The organism is Neisseria oralis, assembly GCF_045062685.1.
GTDB classification, from domain to species: Bacteria; Pseudomonadota; Gammaproteobacteria; order Burkholderiales; family Neisseriaceae; genus Neisseria; species Neisseria oralis.
In genome coordinates, this window is the sequence record NZ_JBJGEB010000076.1 from 1 (window position 1) to 257 (window position 257).

At 60.3% G+C, this 257-nt stretch carries 1 protein-coding gene; it reads right to left on the reverse strand.

Features of this window, described 5'->3' with window-relative positions:
- Nucleotides 1-257, reverse strand: a 257-nt coding sequence (locus tag ACI43T_RS12135; RefSeq protein WP_405387380.1) for an Ig-like domain-containing protein, incomplete at both ends; no start/stop codon positions are given.

A 257-nucleotide genomic window follows, 5' to 3' on the forward strand; every position in this document is an offset into this window, starting at 1 on the left:
GTGATGCTGACGACGGAACCGGCCGGGGCATCGGTGGTACCGCTGATAAGCGGGGTGTTGTCGGAGGTGTTGTCCGGAGCGTCTACGGTAATGACCGGTGCCGTGGTGTCGATCACGTTTCCTTTGCCGTTATTATCATCACGGGCTTCGGCTCGGTTTCCTGCTTTGTCGCTGACAACTGCCTCAACGCTGTAGCGGCCATCCGGCAGTGCATTCGGCACTTCCGCCTGATAGCTGCCGTCAGCCTGTACCGTGGC